The sequence below is a fragment of the Lysinibacillus sp. PWR01 genome, assembly GCF_043359455.1.
GTDB lineage: Bacteria > Bacillota > Bacilli > Bacillales_A > Planococcaceae > Lysinibacillus > Lysinibacillus fusiformis_F.
In genome coordinates, this window is record NZ_JBHERJ010000052.1 from 1 (window position 1) to 25,581 (window position 25,581).

Consider the following 25,581-nt stretch of genomic DNA (forward strand, 5'->3'; position numbering starts at 1 on the left):
CTTCATAAAGAGTAGTGAACACCTTCCCTTTATTTGAAAACCTTTGCTAAAAAGTTAGTGGGTTGAAGTGGAAGGCTACTTGACTCCCGTAGGATAGCGAGACAGGCGAAGCCCTGCACGGAGCGGTAGCGGAGGAAGCGATTCGGCGCTCGCCAACAGGAAAGCAAGTAGCCTGCAACGGAAATCCATTTCTATCTTTCAATTGACTGTTTTGTTTTTCAACACTAAGCCGTATAAACGCTTTATAAAAGCGCTTATACGGTTTTTTAACGTGGGTAGTAAATAGACATACTAAGCCGTGTTACTGTAGTTCCTGGATTGCTATATGTGTGTGGACGGTCTGCCTTAAATCGGATGGCATCCCCACTTGTCAATCGATAATCCTGATCCTGTATACGAATGAGTAATTCACCCTCGAAAACGGTTAGATATTCCTCCGTTCCTTCTCGATGTGCCTCAGCATCTAACGTCCCATTTTGTTTGATTTCGATTGTATAAATTTCAAAGCGACTATCCTTTTGGAATGGAAAATGAGGGTAAACAATATATCGGCCATGATCCTCCTTCAATACTTGAATATCTTTACCGCGAATAACCTCCGTCTCAGGTTGAGGATGATGAATAAGCTCTGTAAAGGAAACCTTTAATCCATTTGCAATTTTCCAAATCGTTGTCAAAGTTGGACTGGATTCTCCCCTTTCAATTTGACCAATCATCGTTTTACTCACGCCACTAAGCTGCGAAACCTTCTCTAAGCTTAACTTTTCCCTTTCTCGAATTGCCTTTAAATTTCTTGCAAAGACTAGATGAATTTCTTCCATCCAAAAGCCCTCCTTATATGTACAATATAGCGTACATTTCGTATAATAAAATGACCGACGTTATACTGTCTATTTCGGACATTATATCATACAACTTGAAAGAGGTGATTAATTTGCCTGTATTTTCCTTTTTACTATTTATCATCATTACAAGTTTTACACCTGGCCCTAATAATTTTATGGCGATGGTTTTTGCTAAACAATATGGCTTATCGAAAACGATTCCATTCTGTTTAGGCGTAGGGATTGGTTTTTTCATCATTATTGGTCTAAGTAGCTTTTTTAACACGGTCATGTTAAACATCTTGCCTGCCATTAAATTACCCTTAACCATATTTGGTGTAGGCTATATGCTGTACCTGGCTTATAAAATTTTAACAAGCAAAGAATTAGAGGATCACGACAACGAAGAAGAAAAACGAAACCTATTTTTTGTAGGCGCGTTCGTTCAATTTATTAACCCAAAAGGTATTTTATTTGGTCTTACTGTTGTCGCAACTTACATCCTACCCTACTACTCATCCTACATAAGCTATCTCCTTTTCTCTTTATTTTTAGCTCTAGTAGGTGTAATCAGTACATTTAGTTGGGCGTTATGTGGCTCCGTTTTTCAAAAGGTTCTACAGCAATATCGACAACCGTTTAACATCATCATGGCACTTTTATTACTGTACAGTGCTGTTTCGATTGTTGTGCATTAAAAAAACAGCCCTCTGTCGATAGAGGGCTGTTTCTTCAGCAACTTATTTTGTATACGTTAAAACGGCATTTTTCTTGAATTTTGCTAAAGCTTCTGTTGCCTCATTTTTGTTCGTATACTCAAAAATTCGAACATCCTTCTTATCAAAAACTGTAATAACCCACATATGAAAAGCTCCCTTCATTCATTATTTTTGTAATATAACAACCACCAAAATTTATGCTACGTCTCGTCAACTGTTTTATAACAATTCCTTACTTGATACTTATTTTACGCTGATTTTTTCAAAAAGAAAGCTTTATGTGAAGGTCTTCACAAACTGTTCAATTTCAAAACGCTTTCATTGAACAATTTGTGAAAACCTTGATTTTATAGGTATATAAACAGCCAGTGATGTCAGGTCTATCCGTTACTTTTTAATTTTTATCCACTATTTTTCACTGCCTAACCACCACTTTTTGATTTCTATCCGCCTAAAGCAAAAAACCGTACAAAAGTACGGTTTTGCTGTAGTAGTAGATTTTTATTTCATAAGCTTAACATAATACTTCTTCTTGCTTTTGCGTTAATTCAATCTCGAAACCTAAATCCTCCAACATGCGATAGTCACTATTCGCTTCTTGTCCTGCTGTTGTTAAATAATCGCCTACAAAAATACTATTAGCAGCATAGAGACCAAGTGGCTGAAGCGAGCCTAAATTGATTTCACGACCACCCGAAATACGGATTTCCTTTGTAGGATTGAGGTAGCGGAATAACGCTAAAACCTTTAAACAATAGCGTGGGTTTAAGTCCTTTGTTCCTTCTAGCTTTGTCCCATCAATTGCATTTAAAAAGTTTACAGGAATAGAATCCGCGTCTAATTGATGGAGGGCGCGCGCTATATTGACCACATCCTCCTTCGTTTCTTTCATCCCAATAATGGCACCAGAGCAAGGTGAAATTCCATGCTTTTTCACGATCTCCACCGTATTGACACGATCCTCATATGTATGTGAGGTCGTGATGAAGGAATGATGACGTTCAGATGTATTTAAATTATGATTGTAGCGATCCACCCCCGCTTCCTTTAATTGCTGTGCCTGTTCTTCTTTTAATAAGCCAAGACAGGCACAAACCTTCAAGCCATATTTTTCTTTAATTTCAGTAACTGCCTCACTCACGACATTGACATCCTTACGTGTTGGACCACGACCACTGGCTACAATACAATACGTCCCAATCTTATTGTCAAACGCTCGTTTGGCACCTGCTAAAATTTCCTCTTTTGTAATAAAGGGATATTTTTCAATAGGAGCCGTTGATTTAGAGGATTGGGAGCAATAGCCACAATCCTCCGGGCAATAACCGCTTTTGGCGTTCATAATCATATTCAATTTTACTTTTTTCCCATAATAATGCCGACGAATCGTAAAAGCACCATCCATAAGCTGTAATAGCTCATCATCCTCGCTATTTAATATGGAAAGTGCCTCTTCATTGCTAATGATTTTGCCAGCAATTACTTCTTGAGCTAGTTGGTAATAATTCATATTACATTCTCCCCCTCTACGCGTGAAAATTTCACATTTCTTGCCGACTGAAATACTTTATACAATCGCTCAGCTAATAATGCTGATGTGATAGCTAAGCAAAAATCAGCGACAATACTACTTAAAAAGCCGACAACCAAAACATGTGACCAGCTTGACTTCATATCTAACCAGAAATTCAATGCTACATATAAATAAGGAACGGCCACAGCATAAATAATGACCAGCCCTATAATCGTTACCGCAATAAAATGCTTTTTCGTTGGTGTCTCTATCCTTTCAATGATGAATCCAATTACATAGGCTGCTATGGCAAAGCCAATCAGATAACCAAATGTTGGCTGTAAGACATACGTGATACCACCACCCTGTGTAAAAACGGGCAACCCTATTAAGCCCACACCGATATAGACAAGTTGACTATAAAAACCATTCCGACTACCCAACAAACATCCTGCTAAAAATACAAAAACAATTTGTAATGTAAAAGGTACGACAGGCAATGGGATTTTAATAAACGCTCCGATCGCTGTTAGAGCAGCAAACATGGCGATCATGACAAGTGCTAATGTCTGATGACGCTTAACCAACCTGAGCCCCCCTGTCCTGGAAAAATTGTTCGATTGTCTCTTTCGTTGTATGAATCATAAATGACATTTCCTCTTCAGAAATAATATAAGGTGGCATAAAATACAAAACATTGCCGAGCGGTCTGATTAGTAAGCCTTTTGTTAAAGCCCGTTGATAAATTTGATAACCGATACGTTCCTCACTAGCGAACGCTTCCTTTGTCCATTGATTCGCTACAAGTTCAATCGCTCCCACTAAACCAACTTGCCGGTATTCACCCACATAAGGCATATTACGAAAAGCTTCCATGGCTAACGCTCGCATGCGTTGTCCCTTGTGCTGAATCATCTCCATCACTTGTTCCTCTTCAAACATCGTTAACACTTCAAGTGCCACACGACAGGCTAATGTATTGCCTGAATAGCTATGCGAATGTAAAAAAGCCTTCATTGTTCCGTAATCATCATAAAAAGCTTGATAGATTTGCTCTGTTGTTAAGACAACAGATAATGGTAAATAACCGCCTGTTAGCCCCTTGGATAAGCACATAAAATCTGGTGTGATGTCCGCTTGTTCACAGGCAAACAATGTACCGGTCCGACCAAAACCTACAGCAATTTCATCTGCAATGAAGTGCACATCATAGTGTGAGCACAATGCTCGTAAGCGCTGTAAATAGACAGGTGGATACATTTTCATACCTGCAGCAGCCTGAATTAATGGTTCGATAATACCTGCTGTAATTTCCTCATGATGAGCTTGCAGCTGTTCCTCGATAAATTGACTACATGGCGCATTACAGCTTGCTGGGTCTTCCTGAAATGGGCAGCGGAAGCAATCTGGCCCTTTGGCACGAACCGTATCTAATAACAGAGGCTGGTATACTTCATTGTAAAGGTCTACCCCTCCTACCGATAAAGCACCAATGGTTTCTCCATGATAGGCATCTGTCAGAGCGAGGAAGCGCTTTTTCGCTGGTTTCCCTGTCTGCATATGGTATTGAAAGCTCATTTTCAACGCGACTTCAATGGCAGATGAGCCATTATCGGCAAAAAAGACTTTATGTAATCCCTTGGGTGCTAGCGCTGTTAATTTTTCAGCTAACTGTATGGCTGGTTCATGTGTAAAATTAGCAAAGATCGTATGCTCTAATGTAAATGCTTGCTCACTTAAAGCTTGGCTAATGCGCGGATTGGCATGGCCAAATAAATTAACCCACCAAGATGATACAGCATCCAAATAACGCTGATTATGCTCATCATAAAGCCATACGCCCTGCCCCTTTTTTATGACGATTGGTGGAAATGCTTCATAATCCTTCATTTGCGAGCATGGATGCCAAACATGACGTAAATCTCTTACCTGTAAATCAGTTAATGCTTGTTTCATAGTTAAAAAGCCTTTCAAACAGTGTGGTATGTGTCATGGCATAATCCATTAGCTGTGACAGATCCTGTAGCTGTGGAATAATCGCATAGGGCACAGGATGGTACTGTAAAATTGTTTTTATATTGTCTTGTTCCATGCTGCTGCCCGTGTCTCCATTAAACACTATGCCAAGAATGTCGATTTGACGAGAGCGCAAAGCCTCCATTGTTAACAATGTGTGATTGATCGTCCCAAGGGAAGTCCTTGTGACAAGCACTACTGGCAGCTTGCTACTGATGATGACATCAAGCAATGTCATACCATTTGGAGCAGTAAATGGAACAAAGAGTCCACCCGCTCCCTCACATATCACGACATCATAGGATGCTTGTAATAATTGAATACGCAATAATAGCTCTTTGACATCAATTTGCTGCCCCTCCAGTTGCGCAGCAAAATGTGGTGATGCAGCTTCTCTAAATGAATAGCTATTGAGGTGCTCTTGTTGAAGCTTTTGTAAGGAATACTTTTCATACATGGCTGTATCGTGATAATAGCCACAACCATTTTCGTATAGCTCTCCTGTTTGCACAGGCTTGTATGGTGAAACTTTCAAACCTTGTTTTTGTAAATGACACATCAACATTGTGGTGACAATTGTTTTCCCAACATCCGTATCTGTACCGACAACCCAAAAATGTTGCATTGTTAACCTCCCCCTTTTTAAGTTAACCATTAACACTATTTAAGTTAACACATATATTTTTGTTTTGTAAATGCTATTTCTATATTTTTCTGAATACACTATTTTTCTTAATAAAAACAGCAAATTATGTATTAAAATAAGAAAACACTAAACTCCCACCATTTATGGCAAGAATCTAGCGTTACTTAATAGTCATTCTATTAATCTTTCAAAAATGATTTCATAGTCTGTTGGTTTTCCATGTCCATTATAGGCAATCGGCAATACTTGCACTAAACGCCAACCTTGCTTAGCGTATTCTTCGATTGTTTGCTGATGTGTAGCTTCCTGAAAAAAGCTACCTAAATGTGTTTGTACAAATTTATATTCATACATTGACTCACCCCCTTGTAAATCTTTACGTAACTACTTAGGCAAGGTTTCAATAATTAGTCAGTTCTCCCTATCGATTATTATGAAGATTTTAAAGGATTTTAATCTTCACTCGTAGTATTAAACTACATGGGGGTGGTAGTATGTTTGGCATTTTTAAAGAACCAGAAAAGATCATCGATACATATGAACAAGTACATTCAATTTTAAAAGCATTACTTACCTATGAACTAAGAGAATTACCGCATCGTTATGAATTTTGGTATCGTGTGGCCATTCTTCAGGAGGAGTTTCGCACATTACAAGCAGAGCATCGAGCAAAAATTTCCATGACTTCTGCGGTGGGACGTTTTCATCAAATACAATATGAAACGATGACACAAAAATTAGCAAAGTTTGAGCGCCTCTCCGATATTTATAAACTGTTTTGTATTGAAGGAGAACGAGAGGTATTAAACCATCGGCTCTCTTTTCATCAAGAAGATATTGCTGCTATCTATGATCATATTCAGCATAAAGAGCTTTATACTTACAGTGATACTGTTCAACAGCAATTTTGGGCGGCCATACGTGATGATCTACTCAATGCTATCGCACACCTCGATTAATTTCTTGGAGACTTCATTTTCTAGTGGGAAATTGAAGTCTTTGTTCATTTATAGCAAACCCACATGATTACTTTGACCTACGGATGATTGCAGATTTTAAAATCGCGCAAGTCCTAAGCCTTCTCTTTCCCATCCTAGACAAAAGTTGGTATATTTAAAAGAGGAAGGTGATTGATAGATATGTCGAACGAGAAAATTTTAATAGTGGAAGATGATATAGATATTATGGAGGTTTTATCGCTTACGCTAGCTAATGCTAACTATAGCGTAGTAAAGGCATCCACTTTATCCAGTGGCTGGCATCTCGCTGTCACGCAACAACCTGATTTAATCTTGTTAGATGTTAATTTACCAGATGGTACAGGCTTCGAGTTAGCCAAAAAAATCCGTGATGTGTCGGATGCCATTATCATTTTTGTGACCGTCAATCATCTAATCGAACAGAAGCTTGAGGGCTTTGAGGTTGGTGCAGATGATTATATGACAAAGCCATTTATTCCAAAAGAATTATTGGCCCGTATCCAAGCAAATTTAAAAAGAAGAAACCCATCAAAGAAAAGTAATATTGTACATATTGATAATTTGTCCATCCATTTAGATGAGAAAAATGTTTATAAGGATGGTCAGCTTGTAAATTTATTTACGAAGGAGAAGCTGCTCCTCTTTTTTCTAATTGAGCATGCAAATCAAGTGATTAGTGTCGATCAACTCATTGATCATGTTTGGGGCTATGATGGTGTCACTGATTTGAAAACCGTATCTGTCCATATAAGTACTCTTCGTCGTAAAATTGAAGATATCCCCTCAAAACCGAAATGGATTCAAACAGTGAGAGGTTTTGGCTACCAATTCGTCTATAAAAAAGAGAGTGGTGAGTAGGAAGAAAACGCTCACCACCCCTTGTTAATTTTTCACCAATACCTTAACTAGTGGTAATGTAAAGCTAAATATGCTTCCTTCATTTTCAAGACTTTCAACAAAAATCTCGCCATTATGCTGGTGAACAATTTGTTTACAGATAGCTAAGCCAATGCCGTGTGAATGTGCTTCATGGATGTTAGTTGCTCGATAATAGCTATCAAAAATAAAGGGAAGATCACTCTCAGCAATACCAATGCCACTATCTGCTATCGAACAAATCAAATGCTTGTCCTCTACATGTATGGACAATTGAATACCACCACATGATGTATATTTCATTGCATTGGTCATGATATTTTCAATCACTTGATTGATTCGCGTTTTATCAATCAGTAGCTGAGCTTCTTCCTGACCATAAAAGTGCGCACTGTAGGTTAATCCTGATTGTTTCACTTCATCCTCATAACGGGATGCCATTTGCAGAAATAATTCCTTCGCCTGTACCTCTGTAAAAGAAAATTCTGCCCTACCAGCTTCTAGATTCGCTAAATCAAACAAATCTTGTATTAAGCTATTTAATGCTAGTAGCCGTTCTTTACTTCTTATTAAATATTTCTCTCTGGCCACTGCATCTACGATCACACCCTCTAGCATTAATTCTATATACCCTAATGTCGAGGTTAACGGGGAGCGTAGTTCATGGGAAATACTATGCAAGAGTTTTTTACGTTCCAGTTCATTTTTTTCTAAACGTTCATTCATTTTTGTCAAATGCCGATTCGTCTCATCTAACTCCTTAGTACGCAACTGAACACGTTTTTCTAAATCTCCATATATTTGCGCATTTTCAAAGGAAACGGCAATTTGAGCAGCGATCACTTTCAATAACTGAACATGAGATGGATGGAAGGCATTCGTCATTAGTGTATGTTCAAAATACAATATCGAAATAATTTCATTTTGATGGATAATCGGTAGACAAAGAATAGACTTAGCCGTTGAATAGGAAAAATGAGGATGCTGCGTTTTTTGTGCATTGTCGATAATCACATGCTCTTTACTATTAAGAACATAGCGTATAATCGATTGCATATTAGCATTAAAATTCTCCATTCTTTGTTGATCATACATAGTAAATGTTTTTTCCGCAGCTTCCGCCTTTGCTAACACCAATAATTGCTGCTGCTGTTTATGAATAAAATAGCCACTATCTGCTCCTACATGCTTTAACAGAGAAAACAATATTTTATGCAGTAAATCTTCCATACGAATGGCTGTTGCAAAAGATTGCGTCGTCTCAAAAACCGTCATCATATCAAACGTGAGTGATTCTCTACTCTGACTTTCCAGTTGACGATGCACTTGATAATCTCTTGCCCATCTTCTAGCAACTGTTTCGGCTCCCCATGTTTCAATATTTTGAATACCACTTAGTATATAATGTCTTGCCGTTTTCTCTTGCTGTTTTCTGAGATAATAATTTGCCGCTCGCTCATATGCTAGTGCTGTATCCTGGACAAAACCGTTCATTCTTGCTAATTGTATTGCTCGGTCATAATAGAGCTCAGCGTCTTTGTCGTTGTTGTTGAAACGGCAATTCTCCGCCATTAATAAAGCATGGAGGTGCTCATAATTCTCTGAAGAATACATCGCCCATTTCTTAAATTTCTTTAGGCTTTGACGTATGTCAGCTAAAAACAACCTCTGCTCTTGTACCTGACAATTTTGGCGATGCAGAAAATGAAATTGCCACATGGCACGATAAAAATAATAAACTGTGGTGATTGGTAATGTATAGGTTTCCTTACTTAGCTCCTTTAATTCTGTCAGAATCGCTTTCCCTTGCTCTTCATCCCCTAATAAAAATGACATTTGTAAACGTACTGAATAATGCATCATTTTAATAGCAGGCTGATTCTGTATTGTGATGGGATAAGCCCATTGTACAGGATGGTGTGGCGAGCGGAGGATATTCACCCATCTCCCCATTTCGGCTAAAAAGTCAATCGATAAGGTACTTGCATGAACTGAAAATTCCTCTTGTTGTCGTCTAATTTCCTGCTGTAAATCCTCTAGGGAAACACCTTGAATAAGTCGTATCGCGACTATAAAGCAGGATGCTGAGGATACTAAATGATATAAGCCGAGCTCTTGGCTTTTTGCTTGAGCTTCGTTGATGTATTGAATACTGGCTTCATAGGGCTCTGTCCAATGACTGATAAACACACCATACACATAATAGGTATGTCCCTTGATATACATACTTTCTTGCGTATCTGCAACAATGATGGCAAGTTTTCCAAAGCGAGTGGCTTCTTTTATATTGGCAAAACCCGCATTTAAAAGCAGCGCATAGTTAATCAATACCATACCGCTTTTCGATGTAGCACCATACTTCAACTGTAGACGCAGCCCTTTCATCAAAAGAATGCCTGTCAAGTTAGGATTTAATAGGAAAGCACTTGCCGTCATATTAACAATTAAATGAATCAGAATATCAATTTCTTTACTATTCGTTGGGGGATGTTGCAATAAATCTTGGTCAGACATATGTCGCAATGCAAATTTCAACAATAGATACTCTTTTAGAAGCTGTGACTTTTTCGGATATGCGGAAATTTTCACATTTGCAACTTGTAAACCTACCAAGCCTGCTTCTAGGCCGATAGTTGGATTATCAGACTCGATGTATAATACCGTTTTTAAATTGTTAATCATTAGCTTTTCTAACACAGTCTCCGAATGCTGCAAAGCTTCTGTTAAATGCGTTTCCGATTGTTCATAGTGGCCAGTTATATATTCACATTCACCTAAATTAGCATATAATTTAACGGACTGTTCTCTCCTAGTCCCCCAATGATCAGGCGTCAATAGTTCTTTACTGGTTGTAAAAAATTTTAGCGCATTATCAAATAGCCCTATTCTTTTAGCCTCAATACCAAGTTGATAATTCCATATAGCCAACTTTTGCTTTTCTTCCCCAGTCAATAAGTGTCGACTGTAATTGAAATGCATGACGATTTCGCTTAAGCGATCATGATCTGCAACCATTTGAGAGCCCTCTGTTAAAAGCTGGCCAATTTGATAATGGAATTTTGCACGCAATTGACCTGGTAAATCGTGGTAAGCTACTTGTTGAATACGATCGTGGACAAATTGGAATTTCGTCGAAAATGTATGTAAAATCCCTTCATGCTCTAACGTACTCGCCCATTTATAATGGGCATCTAACGGAATAATAAAGCCATTTTCGACAAGTGTTTCCAGGTGTTTTAATAATGCTTGGGCTGATAAGGACACAAGCTTTAAGACATCTGTAAATTCAAAGCGCTGACCGAAACATGCTACAATTCGTAAAATCTCATGGGCTTCTGTTGTTAAATTAGCCATTCTTGTTTCAATAAAGGCAAGTAGCTCGTTATTTAAGCGGGATAAATTAAATTTCTTACGATTAAACTCCCATTCTTTTGTTGTTGCACTAAAATAAATCGTGTTATCTTGCTGGAGTGAACGAAACGCTTCTTTCACAAATAGCGGATTCCCTTTGGTCAAATTAAATAATTGCTTGGCAATGACCTGTATGGTATGAGGCTTTGCATTGAAAGACGCCTCCAACCATTGTTGAACATATTGTTCCTGAAGCAAGGATAAATGGATTTGATGACCGTTAAAAAAATTAGTGGTTCTTTGCTGATTTTCCTCGTCTGTACTGTCCTCATTCACTCGAAATGTACCAATCATCATAAAGTATCCTGCTCGGTGTTGCTCAAAAATTTGAGTCATAATGTCAATCGTACTTTGATTGGCCCAATGCAAATCATCTACAAACCATATAACAGGTTTCTTTTGCATAGCAAATGTTAATAAAATTTTTTGAATCGATATAAACGTATAGGAATGGAGCTGTTTTGTATTTTGGCGAACTTCTTTTTGGAAGCGTACTTCCTCCCTCACAAACCATTTGAGTTCAGGTAATAGATGGATAAGTTCATCTGTCACAACTAATTTAACCTCTTGAAATAATTTTTTCCATAAATGGACAGACTTTTCACCTTCCATATAAATATATTTCAATAAACTCCTTAAAGGATGGATTACAATGGTATAGTCATTTTCTAATTGCAACTGCTCATACTTAGTTGTAATAAAATAGCCCTTTGCAGCCGCAATTTCACCCTTTAGTTCTTGAACTAACTTAGATTTTCCATATCCTGCTTGTCCTGAAATAGTAACCATCTTTTTGTCACCTTTTGCAACCTGACGAAAAATAGAAGAAAGTTCTGCGAATTGCGATTCTCTCCCATAAAGCTTTGTAGACAGTCCCATATTCAGATGCAAATCCTGTTCACCAAGCAGGAAATCTTCAAGTGGTTCGTTTACTAAAAGTTTCTGTTGGATATATAGCAAATCCTCTCTCAAACCAATGGCACTTTGATAACGGTCGGCTGGATTTTTAGCCAATAACTTTTCAATAATTTCCCAAATCAAAGTATGATAACGACTGTCTCTACTCACCAATGCTTCTGGTTTTTTGGTGATGATTTCATAAATCAAATCCACAGCATCCTTTGCTTGAAAAGGTAATTGACCACCCAATAGTTCGTAAAATATGATCCCCAGTGCATATAAATCAGTCCGATAGTCCACCTCTAAATGAAGTCTGCCCGTTTGCTCTGGTGCATAATAGGGAAGCTGCTCTAGTCGTTCATAGGGATTTTCAATCACAACTGGAGATTCTACATCATATTTTGTACTAAATTCAGAGCTTAGTAGCTTTATTTTTAAAGAATTAGGATTGATTAAGATTTGATTAGGATGTAGGTTTAGGTAGAGTAAATCACTTTGTTGCATTTTCATACAAATATTGACAAGGTCAATGGCAATCTGTAGAAATTGATGCAAAGAAATCAAGTTGTTACTGAATTGCTTTAAGGGGACTCCATTAAAGTTTTCATAGATGATCGCATATTGATCATCTATATAATCAATGGCAATCGGCTTTAATAGCCAAGGATTTTGCTCATTCGAAAACAAGGAAAACTCATATTGCAGTTTGGCTCTTGTCTCTGCTGAATTAGGATGAACACTTTTTACCAGTACCAGATTGTTAAATTTCTTCATATACATTCTCTGTAGATGCCAATCTTGACTAGACAGTAAAAGAATACAATCATTCACACACAATCTCTCCTCTTCTTTGCTAGTTGTTTATCATCTTTGTAACCGCTTTATATTTTTGCAATGTTTTCTTTAGATTCATTTGTTTAACTGATAATCCAGCGAAGCTAAAAACCAGGCTATCTAACTTCTTTGTTGTAATATGATAGAGTTCCAATTTTCGGTTTGTACCAATCAGTGGGTTATATTCCTCTTCAAATGAACAGATAGCAGACGCTTTACAATAGTCTGCAATTCTCAATAATTCCTCTTTACTTGTTGTAGTGTCTATTATAATAGGACAGATTTCCTTTACATAGAAAACACCTTCTAGTAACAGGAAAGGAATACTTGCTCGCAGATTTTGATCAACTAAAAAGATGGCAGAGGTCTTTGTTTTCGAACCTTTACGTAATTGAAGGATAGTCTTGTTTAATAATCCTCTTAACTTTACTCGTACATTTTCTAACATTACTTGTTCTTTAAGTACATCAAAAATTTGGTATACGGGAATATAAATTTTGGTGATGCATTCGGAAGTTGTATGGAGTTCAATTAGCTTATGATAATATTTCTCCATTAAATGTGCTTCGCCTTTTATTAAATACTCAGAAAATTTTCGGAACAATTGATCTGGTGTTTCCACATAATATGTAATAAGCTTCTCAATCTTAAGTTGAAAATTTACCGGCAAATCAAAAATCGTATTCGTATCTAATCTCCTAACCGTAGGAAGAAGTGGGAACATATTATTAACATGCTCTACTAAAGCATGCGTTCCATCTGACAAAAGGACAATGGACCTTTCTGGATAAATACCAATAAAATCAACAAATTTAGCCAAAAGCTTTTCGTCTAATAAATGCTTTTCTTTATAGATTGTCGCCATTGCTTCGGCAGCACCTATTTCCTGTTTATAGGGACGATTCATCGTGACGGCCGAGTAGATATCAATCAGCTGTAATAGTAACACTTCCTTTGGAATCTCATTTTCTGCTAATCCTTCTGGATATCCCGAGCCATCGATTCGTTCATGATGTAACTTTGCCAAAAAGGCAATGGATTCAAGTCCAATTTCCTTTAATATATCATAGCCAAACTGTGTATGCTTCTGCATCGTAGCAAATTCTTCTACAGTTAGCTTCTCCTCTTTCGATAAAATTTCATAGGGAATATTTAATTTACCAATATCATGAAATAAAAAGCCTAATGCATAATGCTTTAAATGGGAAATACCTTCTTTTTTCGCAAATAAGGTAGCGAGTGTAAATACATCAATCGCATGCATAAAGGTATATTCATCATATTTTTTAAGTGTCAGTAGTAGCCTTCGATAGTTTAGATTCTGCATATACGTTTCAAATAAGTCACGCACAAATACGATATCATCCATATTTTTTAAAGCATGGCCATATCGTCTTTCTGTGCTCAACTCTGCGAGTGCTTGCAGGAATTTAGGCATTTCAATCCATTCACTACATACTAAAGGATTTTGTTGCTGTTGCTCTGTAATAGACTGTATTTGATTGATCCCTTCGTCTGTTGGCACTTCAATATATACATGTTGAACATTGCGGTTTTTTAATAATGTAAGAATACGTGCTGTTAATACACTTCCCTTTTTCATGAGCATACGATTTTCAACATATAAATCTTTCCCTAAAACAAAACCCTCCTGTAAATCATCAATTTTTGTTGGAACTACCTTCAAAATTAACACTCCTCCTATTTTAGTACAATAAAACTATAAAATTCGAAGGTTAAAATTAGGTTAAATAGTATTCATTACTTTTATAAATACGTGAGAAAATATTCATTTTCATATGAAGAACTATGACCTTTGTTAACTAATAAAAGTTGCACGTTATCTGAATTGGCTATTTATATTAAAATCTAATAAAAGAACTAAAAGTCCAACTATTTTCACCATGATAATGGTTATATATTTATGGAGAAAGGCTAGATACGGCAGTCCTAACGATCATCAAACAAAATTAATGTCTCTTTATGTAAATTCTTCTAGCCAATCAATAAAAAATAGCCAACGTTTTGATCATACTTTTTACAAAACATTGGCTATTTATATAGAGGACAATCATAAATGCTTTCAATGATGTTGGCTCATTGCCATTCCTTGTGCAAGCATTTGTCTAAATTCTTGGGCCTGATCTGCTTTAATGGCTATTTGACTATAGCGTTTCTTTATTCCTAACATAAACGTTACTTCCACAGGCTCTTTCATTTTCAAAATGAAATGTGGATAGGCCTCGCCAAAATCACGTGCTATAAAGTCTATCGTATCTTTTGATAACTTCCCCTCTAATTGCTCCCTGTCTTCAATGATTGCGGCAATATGATCAAAACGGATTTCAGTGCGTTTCATTAATCCAAGCGATAAGTACAATGTATCATTTGTTACGTAAACAGGATTTAGACGAATAGCCTGCATATCCGCAAGCAAGAAGATTACTGAATAAATATTAATAATAAGCAACACAATGGAAAGTACCATTGACTTTTCATGTAGCCACCAGTGAATACCAATCGTTTCAATAGCAATCCCATGAATAATCATAAGCTGAAAAGCGATATAGCTCGAATTTTTATGCAATGTTAAACCTTGACGTTCTTGTCTTCTCCAGCTCGCGAAACCATAATAAAGCACTAATAAATCCGCACAAATCATCTGAATAACAGGGTGCTTGGGTACATGTTTTTCTACAGCCTTTGAAAATGAAAAGAGATCTGGCAAAGAGCTTCCACGCACTTCCCCTAGGATTTTTGGCAGGTATCGTACAAGCGTTGCCACTAGAACAATTTCTAATAGAATAATAGACCCTTCAATCGCAAATCCAGCCCATGTTACTGCCACATAAGGCTGAAGATGTTCCATTGGGATGATAAAACGTGCAGCAATACAGCCAGCTGCAGCTAATAGAATGGCCTGCTTTAACGAAAATTTACCTTTATAAAGCATATATAACACGGGTATTACCAAAATAAAGTCAATCAATGACCCCATGACAACACCATTTGTTTCGATGGGTAAAATAGATGTGCCAAACCCAGTGTTATAGAGTGTATAATTACTCGCTAATACCACTAATAATAAGGCCAGCCATATATTTTGCTTACTTTTTAAGACCATCATTCTCTACGCCCCCTCTCAACTATTAATTTTACTTTATGCCAAATGGTTTATCTTGTATATCATTTGAGTATAAAAGATTATCCTTTTTCTATTCACGTTCAATTATTTTTCACACTTAAAAACTTCTTACGATAAACATGTGGTGGGTAGCCAGTGTATTCTTTAAACTTTTCAATATAATAACTGACCGTACTAAAGCCTGTATCCACCGCTATTTCTGTTATAGATAGCTCATCGCCTCTCAATAATTCTATACTTTTACGTAGCCGATATTGGCGTAAATAGGTAAACGGTGTCATGCCCACTATTTTCTTAAAAAAACGACTGCATTCAGCGCGACTTATATACACATGGCTAGCTAAATCTTCTAATGCTATTTTTTGCTGATAATGTGCATGTAAAAAATCTAGCATAGCTTTTGCTCGTTCATGCTGCACAATAGTGAAAGAGTCCATCATTTGTTCTGTCAACAAGGATTGGGTCAGCATGGATTCCCAAATGAATAGAAGCTCTCTCCGTACCTTTAGCTCGAAAAATGCGGCTTGCTCTCGCATTAATTCCGCAATCGTCGCTACTTTCTGTGCTAACTCTCCTGTTAGTTTGACATAAGGTAATCGATTTTTTGTGATATACGGTTGTACATATTTCGTAAAAAAGATACTGCCATCATGTCCCCCCATTACTATTGGGTCCACATTTACACAATAAACCACAGCTTGTTCCATTTGATAAGGTTTTGCTTCATGTAATCCTGAAGCATTGATAAAGAGCCCCTCGCCTTGCTTCAATACAAAAACGTCCGTCCCTACTCGATACTGTGCACATCCATTTTTTATAAAAACAAATTGTATTTCTTTATGCCAATGGAGAGGTAGAAAATCCATACTTTCTAATCGCATAACCGTTTCATACAAGGCAACTGGAAATTCCTTTGTTCCATGCAAGGTTAATTCCTGTAAATCCTTTGCTACTTTGATATGTGTTAACGGCATCTACATCACCTCAATATATTGATATTTTTTTGGATTAAATCGATATTTATTTGCATTTAATCACTTTATACTCATCTTATATTGATAGTTTGGGAGGTGTAAACAGATGAATCAACTAATCCAAAATAAACGTACTCTTGGCTTGCTATTAGTTATTCTCGGAGCAAGCTTCTGGGGAATTGGAGGGACTGTTGCCCAAAGGCTGTTTCAGCAGGACCATATAGAAGTCGGCTGGCTTGTATCTAGTCGTTTACTTTTAGCCGGTCTATTACTGATAGCTATTTATAGAATGACCCATCGTCATGAATCCATTTTCGTCATGTGGCGCACGAAGCAACATGCATTTAGACAAATTCTATTTAGCTTACTCGGCATGCTTGCTGTCCAATATACATATATGATGTCAATCGCCATTGGTAATTCAGCTGTAGCCACATTATTGCAATATTTAGCACCGCTGTTTATCATGGCTTATTACTTTGTAACGAAGCAAAGTCCATTGACAAAACAGGATGCTCTTGCTGTGTCACTGACACTTGTGGGGACCTTTTTATTATTAACAAACGGCTCCTTTTCGACATTGTCCGTTCCTTTTATGGCTGTGTTGTGGGGTATCTTATCTGGTCTTTCTGTTGCATTTTACACCATTTATGCCGTTCCACTTTTACAGCAATTCCATTCATTACTAGTTGTCGGCTGGTCGATGATTATCGGTGGTTTGGTGATGAGTATTTTCCACCCACCCTGGGCTATTGATCTATCAGGTTGGACATTTTCTACCGTTGCTTATTTTCTCTTTATCATTATTTTTGGTACAATGCTCGCTTTTTGGTTTTATATTGCGAGTTTGCACTATCTTTCACCAAAGGAGTCAAGCTTATTAGGTAGTCTTGAGCCATTAATGGCTGTCATCACAAGTGTATGGTGGTTAAAAATTGCCTTTGGCGGTTATCAGTTTATAGGGACTTTACTAATTCTTCTCATGATTTTATATCTCACAGTATTTCAGAAGAAACAGTCTTGAATATTGAAAATTTAGATTATTATAAATATTAATAGTTAATACCTCCTAGAGTCGATATAGTAATATATGAATTTATACATAAAATTTACATATTTCATATATCTTTTCTCCTTATTTATCTACTATACTGAACCTAACAACAGATAAAAGGAGGTATTTTATGGATAAAAAAGTTATTTTTTTCGAGGTTGAAGGTGGCACAGATAAAGGGCCAAATGGCTATCGTCCAGATACCATGCCAATGGTGGAAGCGCTAAAACAACGTGGGCAAGATGCTGAGGTACTATTCTTTGATATCACAAAAAAGCAACAAATCTTTAACTATGTGAAGGAACATGGTGTTGCCTATGTATCTCGTATAAACCCAGGGAACTTACAGCATGAGGAAGAGTATTTTGCCATGCTACGTGAGCTATGCCAAGCTGGCGTTATAGGGATGCCACATCCAGATGCAATGATTAGCTACGGCTCTAAAGATGTGTTATCAAAGCTTACGACAACAAATTTAGTACCTGATGATACATTTGCCTACTACACAATCGAAGCATTCAAAACACAATTCCCTACTTCCTTAGCACTGACAGAGCGCGTTTTGAAGCAAAATCGTGGTTCAACTGGTGAAGGCATTTGGCGTGTAAAATTGGTAGAACCACTAGCTGAGGGTATCACAGAAGTGCCACTTGATGCACAAATTAAATGTACAGAAGCAAAAGATAATCATGTAGAATTTTGGCAGCTTGGCGACTTTATGACATATTGTGAGCAGTATATTACGGGGACGAATGGTATGTTAATCGATATGCGCTTTCTTCCAAGGATTACAGAAGGCGAAATCCGCTTATTCATGTTGCGCGATCATCCCGTACACGTCGTACATAAAAAACCAGCCGCTACCGAGGATGCCTTTAGCGCAACGCTATTCTCTGGCGCTCAATACCGCTATGACAAGCCTGAAGACTGGCAAGAGCTGGTGCAAAACTTTTTAACGCAGCTCCCTCAAGTAACAAACTTACTAGGCAATTATGATTTACCGTTAATCTGGACGGCTGATTTTATGCTAGATACCAATGAAGCTGGAGAAGATTGCTATATTTTAGGTGAAATGAATTGTTCTTGTGTGGGCTTTACTTCAGAACTGTCGTTAGCCCATGAAGTAGCAGAAGAAATTTTAGCTTGTATCAAGGAGCAAACAGAGGCCATTGCGCCATAAAAAAAGTGCGATCTTTAGGGATCGCACTTTTTCATATATAAATCTTAATTCCTTGTATAAATTCATATATAAAATAACAAGCAAAACCAATCAATAAGAATCCTGCGACAATTGTAAATGTCCTAATCATCTTACGATTCATAGCTTTACGGGTAACCGAAACAATGGTCAGCAAACCGATATCGTGGAGTAAGATTCCACTTAAAACACCAGCTGCAATAATTAAAAAGTTCGTTGGCTGCCCTTGTCCATAAGATTTTGCTAGCACTACACCAAATACATTGACCCAAAAAACGAGATTCCCAGGCGAAATAGCCACCAGTAAGCCGTTAAAATAAGAGGCAAAAAACGATTTGGTTACTTTTTCTCCTGCCAATGTAATATCATGGTCAGCGTTCTTGATAGAATCATAGCCTAACAAGAATAAAAAGCCCGCTCCAATAATCCACATAGGTAGTTGAATCAAAGGCATAGCCAAGATAGAGGCTAGTCCCATATACAAAGCAAAAACCAATACAATATCAATGGTCATGCCACCAAGCCCTACAGCCCAGCCGTGCATAAAACCATTTTTGAGTCCTTGCTTTGTCATTTCTACTGTAATAGCTCCTACAGGCATGGCAATGGCAAGTCCTACCAATACATACGCTACATATAAACTCAAAAAAACACTTCTTTCATGTCATCGATAAGCTTCATACGTCCGTTTATGGTTTCACTATAGCATAATTATACTCAAAAGGAAATAATTATTAATATTTCATACGACTTTTTAACTGTTATAGCATTTGCTTTTTCCATTGCGCTAACACATCGTTCGACTTTGCCAAATCCATTTTCAGTGTAACTTGCTTGGCTGTACAACGTTTTTCAGCTTTTTCCCATGCTTCTTCCAAGGCAGGTAAATAGCTTAAATTTTTTGTCGCTGCTACGAGCTGGAAAAAAATATTCCCTTGTATATAGTGCCAACGAGGATTCATCCCATCCAATAGTATAGCGTCTTCAATCAGTCGTAAAGCCAAATAAGGGCTACCTTCGTGACGATTCAAAAACTGTGCAAAAGCTCCCCAATACAATGCCTTATTGGGCTGTAATTTGATTGCCTCCGCATATTGCACAGATGCCTTGTCCTGTTCTTTAGCGAGGACATAGTATTCCGCCATTGTATAAAAGGCGTTAGCTTGCGCTTCTATAGACCCTGCTAATAATTCATCGATCACTTTGCCAAATTGCTCATCATCCTGACTACCTATATAGGCTGCGAGAACATCTCGTTCTGGATACGAGCCATCTGTACGTTCCACACTTTGCTTCACCTTATCATCAGTAGGCTGAGGCATGTTTGCATACCCATTTGCCTCTAGCATTGCCACATGCTGCTGGATGATTTGATTGGCCTCTTCTTCGACAGCTGCATGATTGCCCAATATTTCTTTAGCTAGTTGATAACTTTCCTTTACTTGACCACTCAAAAACAAGTCATTGATTTGTTGAACTTGTTCGTTCATTTGTTTTACCACTATTAAAATCCTCACCTTCGCAAAAGAAAAATCTTAATGCTAGTTTACCATCTAAGCAGTAGAAGCAAAAGACAGCATGTCCTAATCTTTCTATTATTCTTTTAATTTAAACGCTTTTACATGCTGTTCAAGTGTGTGTGCCATATGATTTGTTTCATTAGAACCTTGTGCTACCTCATCAATGCTTGCAGTTGTTTGCTGTGCCGCAATAGTAATCATATTCATTGTTTCTTCTATATCTCGAATGGATTCCGTTAATTGTTGAATCATTTGCACAATGCGTGCTGATTTTTCATTTTCAGCGGTCATGGCAGTAGAAATAGTAATCATTTCTTCTACTGTTGTGGCCACTGCTGTCGAAATATTCCCTAAAGATTGTGCTGTTAGACGCACCGTCTCCGTCCCTTTTTCAATATATTGCGTATTATCATTCGTAGATGACATAACCTGCTGAACATGCTTCATTATATCCTGAATAAGCTGTTCAACTTGTAATACCTCTTGATTAGATTGCTCAGCAAGCTTGCGTACTTCCTCAGCAACAATCGCAAAGCCTTTACCATGCTCCCCTGCTCTAGCCGCCTCAATGGAAGCATTCAGAGCTAGCAAATTTGTTTGTGATGCGATGTTCGCAATAGACGTTGTAATCGTTTGAATTTTCGTTGCAGACGTGACTAAGTTTTCTACTGTTTGTCGCACCTCACCTGATCCGCTATGAATCAATGCCATATCATTGCTTATATCTTTCGCTAGTCGCTCACCCTCTGTTGCTAATTCCATCGTTTGTCGGGCATTATCAGCACTGTTATTGGCATTGCTTTGAATCATTTGAAGGTCCCCTGCTAAGGAAGTAAGAACATCTGTCGCATTTTCAGCATGGTGCATCCCTGCGGTCACAGCACTTGTCACTTCTTCGATATTATTGGCAACACCTTGAATAGTATTGCTCATATCGTTCAAGGTGGAAGCGGTTTCATCAGCGTTGTTCGTCAACGTATTGGAAGTGGAACGCATCGTCATAATCATATTTTGTAAATTAGCCGTCATTCGATTTAATGTATTCGCTAAATCCGCTACTTCATCTTTACTGTTAATTTTTGTTTCAGGTACAGCTAAATTCCCATTCGCAATTTCTTTCGCCTGCTGAATGAGCACACTAATCGGTCTTACTTTACGACGGATTAAAAAGCCTGTAATGATGGAAGCGATTAGCATAGGGAAAATACTAATTAATATTCCATTACGTACAACATCCCACGTTCGCTCCTTTACGATATTGGCATCAAAGTCGATGACACTAATGGCAATAATCTCTTTACTAGAATCATGGTCTTTAAAAATAGGGGCATAGCCAGATAAACGGTCCATCCCTGCAAAGGTATAAGGCTGTGAGTATGTCGGATGCTTATGTGTAAGCAACATATCAATCGCTTCTTTGTCTAAATGAAATTGATCACCAGGAGCAAAGCCTTTTTCAGCCAAATGATCATCAAGCGCTAATAATGTACCATCCAATGCTAGAATATATTGTGTTTGGAAAATATCTTTATGACCTGTTGTCCAGTTTAAATCATTCCCGATGCGTTCCTGTACAGCTCGATCGCCTTGAATGGCCTTGTCCAATTGTTCTGGATTGATCAAACCTGTCGTAATATTGGCACAGCCATAGGCCTCTACACCAGCAGCATCATATAATTTATTGTAAGCAGTTATGTATGTAGCGAACGAAGTAATCCCTAGCATCACCACTAAAATACCAGCGATAATCGTTCCAAGTTGAAAAGTTAATGAATTACGTAATTTCACGATTCATCCTCTCCCCTTTCTTGTAATAATCTATGAATATTCCCTTTTGTTTTTCATCATACTACAAAAAGATGTATTAAAAAAGCATCTTTAATTATTCTAGTAAGATAAAAACATTGGATAAAAGTTCTGAATTGTGCGATAATTGAAGTAAATCATCATGAGCATTACCAATTCATCTAATAGGAGGGCTTGCTATGAATAAACGCTTTCATTTTATATCGATTGTTACAGGAAACTTGTTAACAATCGGAGCTATTTTTATTTATGCCTTGCAAAGTCAAGTGGATGTAGCCCTCAGCACATATGCTCTTGTGATGGGTTTTTTAAGTACATTACTGGTGGTTTTCTTCTATATATGGGGAGAAGAAAAGCAACAAGTATCCAATCGTTTTTTGAAATAATATGTATCATTTGTCAGTAGCACGTTTAATGTGGTTCCTTCCCTTTCTATATGCAAAGGGATTTTTTTATGTAAAGATTTAGTCGCGTGAATCAAAAAGTAAGTCAGAAGAGATACTATGTCATACCATTCATTTAGAAAATTAATTATTTGATGTCGTGGAATTGAGATTAAACCTCACCAATTATTCGGGTCTATAAAACAGCTATTTCCATCTATTTTTACTAAAATGGCTTCTTAGATTTATTCACAATTCCCTCCTTTTCCGAGGTATTCCCCTCCGTATACGTCTAATTGTTGTAGAAAAATAAAATTTTTTGTAGAAAATTTTAAAACAATGATTGAGTAGTATATCAATTTTCTGTATAATCAGCTTGTTTGACAATACTTTATATGAACTTGGGGGTAGACAATTGGGTAAAGCATTGATTATCGGAGCTGGCGGAGTTGCCAGTGTTGTGGTACACAAGTGTGTTCAAAATTCGGACGTATTTGAGGAAATTTGTATCGCAAGTAGAACTGTTTCAAAATGTGACGCTCTAAAAGAAAAACTTGACGGCGGAAAAACAAAAATTCATACTGCACAGGTAGACGCAGACAATACAGAAGAGGTTATTGAGCTTATTAAAGCTTTCGGACCAGATGTTGTGATTAACGTGGCCTTACCTTATCAGGACTTAACGATTATGGATGCTTGCTTAGCGACAGGTGTGCACTATGTGGATACTGCAAACTACGAGCCACCTGAAACGGCAAAATTTGAATATAAATGGCAATGGGCTTATAAAGAGAAGTTTGAAAAAGCTGGCTTAACTGCACTACTTGGTAGCGGTTTTGACCCAGGTGTAACAGGCGTTTTCACAGCTCATGCACAAAAACATGAATTTGATGAAATCCACTATATCGATATCGTGGATGCCAATGCGGGAGATCATGGTTATCATTTCGCAACAAACTTCAACCCAGAAATTAACATTCGCGAAATTACAGCGAATGGTCGTTACTGGAAAGAAGGCGAGTGGGTTGAAACAGCACCACTTGAGAAAAAAGAAGTGTATAACCTACCGGAAATCGGACCAAAAGATATTTACCTTCTATACCATGAAGAACTGGAATCACTTGCAAAAAATATCAAAGGTTTAAAACAAATCCGCTTCTGGATGACGTTCTCTGAAAAATACTTAACACACTTAAAAGTATTAGAAAACGTAGGTATGACATCAATTGAGCCAATCGAATTCGAAGGACAAATGATTCAACCAATCCACTTCCTTAAAGCGGTATTACCTGATCCAGCTTCACTTGGACCACGTACAAAAGGTAAAACAAACATCGGTTGTATCATTCGCGGTCTAAAAGATGGCAAAGAAAAAACGTATTATGTGTACAACGTATGTGACCACGAAGAGTGCTACAACGAGGTTGGTTCACAAGCGATTTCTTACACAACTGGCGTACCAGCTATGATCGGTGCAATGCTTGTGATGAACGGTGAATGGCGTAAACCAGGTGTTTGGAATGTGGAAGATTTCAATCCAGATCCATTCATGGATGCATTAAATAAATGGGGTCTACCATGGCAAGAAAGCCATAACCCAGAGTTACTAGACCTTGATTTAGATGCAAAGGAATTAAGCCGATGAAACCAATTGATTTTTCAAAAGTTCCATCCCCTTCTTATGTAGTGGATGAGCGATTATTAACAAAAAATCTTGAGCTTTTAAAATCAATTCAAGATCGTACAGGCTGCCGCATTTTACTAGCCCTTAAAGGGTTCTCTATGCATTCAACTTTCCCGCTAGTAGGGGAATATTTAGCAGGCATTACAGCCAGCTCCCTGCATGAGGCGCGTCTTGGCTATGAAAAAATGGGCAAAGAAGTACACGTTTATGCTCCTGCTTATATTGAGCATGAAATGGACGAGCTTCTAGGCTATGTGGATCACGTCGTATTTAACTCATTTAACCAATGGGCTCAGTTCAAGGATAAAGTAAAATCTACTGGTAAAACAATTGAATGTGGTATTCGTGTGAATCCTGAGTACTCTGAAATTGAAACAGCTCTTTACGATCCTTGTTATACGAATTCCCGTCTTGGAACGACTTTGGCTAACTTCGATAAATCACAGCTTGACGGTATCGATGGCTTACACTTCCATGCGATGTGTGAACAAAATTCAGATACATTAGAGCGTATTATTGAAGTGGTTGAAGAAAAGTTTGGTGATGTTTTACATCAAATGAAATGGTTGAATTTCGGTGGTGGTCACCATATTACACGTGAAGATTATGATGTAGAGAAACTTGTAAACATCATTAATTATATTCAAGATAAATACAACCTGCTTGTTTATCTAGAGCCAGGTGAAGCAGTAGCCCTTAATACAGGTTATTTAGTAGCTACTGTGCTTGATATTCAAGAAAATGGGATGGATCTTGCTATTTTAGATACGTCAGCAACATGTCACATGCCTGATGTACTTGAAATGCCTTACCGTCCAATGATTATTGGTTCTGGCCAAGCAAATGAATTAGCACACACATATCGCTTAGGTGGACTAACATGTCTAGCTGGTGATGTGATTGGCGATTATTCGTTTGAACAGCCATTAAAACCAGGTGATCGTCTTGTATTCACAGATATGGCTCATTATTCAATGGTGAAAAACCATATGTTTAACGGTGTCAACCTCCCTTCTATCGTTTCTTATAACGATGAAGAAGGCATTAAGGTTATCCGTGAATTTAAATTTGAAGACTACAGTGGTCGTTTGTCTTAAT

At 37.6% G+C, this 25,581-nt stretch carries 22 protein-coding genes; 8 read left to right on the forward strand and 14 right to left on the reverse strand.

Annotated elements, in window-relative coordinates:
• Positions 1 to 266 precede the first annotated feature (266 nt).
• On the reverse strand, positions 267 to 821 hold the full coding sequence (locus tag ACEVFT_RS10315) for a helix-turn-helix domain-containing protein (RefSeq protein WP_393949584.1): 555 nt from the start codon (positions 819 to 821) through the stop codon (positions 267 to 269).
• A gap of 113 nt (positions 822 to 934) precedes the next feature.
• Between ACEVFT_RS10315 and ACEVFT_RS10320 the strand changes: the two genes are divergently transcribed.
• Positions 935 to 1,522, forward strand: a complete 588-nt coding sequence (locus tag ACEVFT_RS10320; RefSeq protein WP_342440884.1) for a LysE family transporter — start codon at positions 935 to 937, stop codon at positions 1,520 to 1,522.
• A gap of 42 nt (positions 1,523 to 1,564) precedes the next feature.
• On the opposite strand, the gene ACEVFT_RS10325 is transcribed toward ACEVFT_RS10320, so the two are convergent.
• The 6 genes from ACEVFT_RS10325 to ACEVFT_RS10350 all read right to left on the reverse strand — a co-directional run bounded on the left by ACEVFT_RS10325 (position 1,565) and on the right by ACEVFT_RS10350 (position 6,072).
• Positions 1,565 to 1,687, reverse strand: a complete 123-nt coding sequence (locus tag ACEVFT_RS10325; RefSeq protein WP_255358819.1) for a hypothetical protein — start codon at positions 1,685 to 1,687, stop codon at positions 1,565 to 1,567.
• Between the two features lie 370 nt (positions 1,688 to 2,057).
• Positions 2,058 to 3,053: a biotin synthase BioB gene (gene bioB, locus ACEVFT_RS10330; RefSeq protein WP_393949587.1), complete on the reverse strand. Its 996-nt coding sequence runs from the start codon at positions 3,051 to 3,053 to the stop codon at positions 2,058 to 2,060.
• Complete coding sequence (locus tag ACEVFT_RS10335) at positions 3,050 to 3,643, reverse strand: biotin transporter BioY (RefSeq protein WP_393949589.1); 594 nt, start codon at positions 3,641 to 3,643, stop codon at positions 3,050 to 3,052. Before ACEVFT_RS10335 ends, bioB begins: the two co-directional genes overlap by 4 nt.
• A complete protein-coding gene (bioA, locus tag ACEVFT_RS10340) occupies positions 3,636 to 5,012 on the reverse strand; it encodes an adenosylmethionine--8-amino-7-oxononanoate transaminase (RefSeq protein ID WP_393949590.1) in 1,377 nt (458 codons plus the stop codon). The genes ACEVFT_RS10335 and bioA overlap by 8 nt, the downstream gene beginning before the upstream one ends.
• On the reverse strand, positions 4,993 to 5,697 hold the full coding sequence (gene bioD, locus ACEVFT_RS10345; RefSeq protein ID WP_393949592.1) for a dethiobiotin synthase: 705 nt from the start codon (positions 5,695 to 5,697) through the stop codon (positions 4,993 to 4,995). The genes bioA and bioD overlap by 20 nt, the downstream gene beginning before the upstream one ends.
• Before the next feature lie 192 nt (positions 5,698 to 5,889).
• Positions 5,890 to 6,072: a DUF4177 domain-containing protein gene (locus ACEVFT_RS10350; RefSeq protein WP_205444204.1), complete on the reverse strand. Its 183-nt coding sequence runs from the start codon at positions 6,070 to 6,072 to the stop codon at positions 5,890 to 5,892.
• A gap of 140 nt (positions 6,073 to 6,212) precedes the next feature.
• Between ACEVFT_RS10350 and ACEVFT_RS10355 the strand changes: the two genes are divergently transcribed.
• Together ACEVFT_RS10355 and ACEVFT_RS10360 are read left to right on the forward strand one after the other, a co-directional pair.
• A complete protein-coding gene (locus ACEVFT_RS10355) occupies positions 6,213 to 6,677 on the forward strand; it encodes a hypothetical protein (protein ID WP_393949594.1) in 465 nt (154 codons plus the stop codon).
• Positions 6,678 to 6,857: 180 nt separating this feature from the next.
• Positions 6,858 to 7,556, forward strand: coding sequence for a response regulator transcription factor (locus ACEVFT_RS10360; RefSeq protein ID WP_205444207.1), 699 nt, complete (start codon positions 6,858 to 6,860; stop codon positions 7,554 to 7,556).
• A 24-nt stretch (positions 7,557 to 7,580) separates the two neighbouring features.
• Here the strand turns inward: ACEVFT_RS10360 and ACEVFT_RS10365 are convergent, their stop codons facing one another.
• The 4 genes from ACEVFT_RS10365 to ACEVFT_RS10380 form a co-directional block, all read right to left on the reverse strand.
• A complete protein-coding gene (locus ACEVFT_RS10365; RefSeq protein ID WP_393949596.1) occupies positions 7,581 to 12,716 on the reverse strand; it encodes an ATP-binding protein in 5,136 nt (1,711 codons plus the stop codon).
• 22 nt (positions 12,717 to 12,738) lie between these two features.
• Positions 12,739 to 14,406, reverse strand: a complete 1,668-nt coding sequence (locus tag ACEVFT_RS10370) for an HD-GYP domain-containing protein (protein ID WP_393949598.1) — start codon at positions 14,404 to 14,406, stop codon at positions 12,739 to 12,741.
• 396 nt (positions 14,407 to 14,802) lie between these two features.
• On the reverse strand, positions 14,803 to 15,846 hold the full coding sequence (locus ACEVFT_RS10375) for a beta-carotene 15,15'-monooxygenase (RefSeq protein ID WP_393949600.1): 1,044 nt from the start codon (positions 15,844 to 15,846) through the stop codon (positions 14,803 to 14,805).
• A 98-nt stretch (positions 15,847 to 15,944) separates the two neighbouring features.
• Positions 15,945 to 16,838 carry an AraC family transcriptional regulator gene (locus ACEVFT_RS10380; protein WP_205444211.1) on the reverse strand — a complete coding sequence of 298 codons (894 nt, stop codon included), beginning with the start codon at positions 16,836 to 16,838 and terminating at the stop codon, positions 15,945 to 15,947.
• A 106-nt stretch (positions 16,839 to 16,944) separates the two neighbouring features.
• On the opposite strand from ACEVFT_RS10380, the gene ACEVFT_RS10385 reads away from it, so the two are divergent.
• Positions 16,945 to 17,862, forward strand: coding sequence for a DMT family transporter (locus ACEVFT_RS10385; protein ID WP_393949603.1), 918 nt, complete (start codon positions 16,945 to 16,947; stop codon positions 17,860 to 17,862).
• 160 nt (positions 17,863 to 18,022) lie between these two features.
• On the forward strand, positions 18,023 to 19,072 hold the full coding sequence (locus ACEVFT_RS10390; protein WP_205444213.1) for a Cj0069 family protein: 1,050 nt from the start codon (positions 18,023 to 18,025) through the stop codon (positions 19,070 to 19,072).
• A 31-nt stretch (positions 19,073 to 19,103) separates the two neighbouring features.
• Here the strand turns inward: ACEVFT_RS10390 and ACEVFT_RS10395 are convergent, their stop codons facing one another.
• From ACEVFT_RS10395 to ACEVFT_RS10405, 3 genes are all read right to left on the reverse strand, one after another.
• On the reverse strand, positions 19,104 to 19,736 hold the full coding sequence (locus tag ACEVFT_RS10395; RefSeq protein WP_205444214.1) for a LysE family translocator: 633 nt from the start codon (positions 19,734 to 19,736) through the stop codon (positions 19,104 to 19,106).
• 115 nt (positions 19,737 to 19,851) lie between these two features.
• Positions 19,852 to 20,580, reverse strand: a complete 729-nt coding sequence (locus tag ACEVFT_RS10400) for a tetratricopeptide repeat protein (protein ID WP_243456245.1) — start codon at positions 20,578 to 20,580, stop codon at positions 19,852 to 19,854.
• 105 nt (positions 20,581 to 20,685) lie between these two features.
• Complete coding sequence (locus ACEVFT_RS10405; RefSeq protein ID WP_342440896.1) at positions 20,686 to 22,398, reverse strand: methyl-accepting chemotaxis protein; 1,713 nt, start codon at positions 22,396 to 22,398, stop codon at positions 20,686 to 20,688.
• Positions 22,399 to 22,595: 197 nt separating this feature from the next.
• Between ACEVFT_RS10405 and ACEVFT_RS10410 the strand changes: the two genes are divergently transcribed.
• The 3 genes from ACEVFT_RS10410 to nspC all read left to right on the forward strand — a co-directional run bounded on the left by ACEVFT_RS10410 (position 22,596) and on the right by nspC (position 25,580).
• On the forward strand, positions 22,596 to 22,802 hold the full coding sequence (locus ACEVFT_RS10410) for a hypothetical protein (RefSeq protein ID WP_205444218.1): 207 nt from the start codon (positions 22,596 to 22,598) through the stop codon (positions 22,800 to 22,802).
• A gap of 412 nt (positions 22,803 to 23,214) precedes the next feature.
• On the forward strand, positions 23,215 to 24,444 hold the full coding sequence (locus ACEVFT_RS10415; protein ID WP_155591447.1) for a saccharopine dehydrogenase family protein: 1,230 nt from the start codon (positions 23,215 to 23,217) through the stop codon (positions 24,442 to 24,444).
• The gene (nspC, locus tag ACEVFT_RS10420; protein ID WP_205444220.1) at positions 24,441 to 25,580 is read left to right on the forward strand and encodes a carboxynorspermidine decarboxylase; all 1,140 of its coding nucleotides are present in this window, start codon (positions 24,441 to 24,443) and stop codon (positions 25,578 to 25,580) included. Before ACEVFT_RS10415 ends, nspC begins: the two co-directional genes overlap by 4 nt.
• Position 25,581 lies beyond the last annotated feature (1 nt).